This window comes from Streptomyces sp. SID13666, assembly GCF_010548325.1.
Classification (GTDB): Bacteria; Actinomycetota; Actinomycetes; order Streptomycetales; family Streptomycetaceae; genus Actinacidiphila; species Actinacidiphila fildesensis.
Map to the genome: position 1 here is coordinate 1 of NZ_JAAGLX010000205.1, position 419 is coordinate 419.

Annotated in this window: 1 protein-coding gene; it reads left to right on the forward strand. The window is 65.6% G+C overall.

What is annotated here, in order from left to right; all coding sequences use genetic code 11:
* Positions 1–419, forward strand: a 419-nt coding sequence (locus G3I60_RS44105; protein ID WP_203675357.1) for a beta-galactosidase, incomplete at both ends; no start/stop codon positions are given.

Genomic DNA, 419 nt, shown 5'->3' on the forward strand with positions numbered 1-419 from the left:
CCGCAGGGCTGCGACTGCAAGGACCCCGACGTCTGGAAGAACCTGCCGGACTATTCATACGTCAACGACTGGACGCCGGAGTCCCCGCTGCTCATCCCGGAGGCACAGGGCGGCGCCTTCGACCCCTGGGGCGGCACCGGCTACCAGGACTGCGCGAAACTCACCGGTACCGACTTCACCCGGGTGTTCAGCAAGATGAACATCGCCGCCGGCTTCAGCGGCCAGTCCTTCTACATGACGTACGGGGGCACCAACTGGGGCTGGCTCGCCGACCCCAACGCGGTCTACACGTCGTACGACTACGGCGCCCCGATCAACAAGTCCCGCCAACTGACCGACAAGTACCAGGAGTTCAAGCGCCTCGGGTACATGGTCAACTCGGTGACCTCGCTCGCGCGCACCGACAAGGCCCAGGCGCC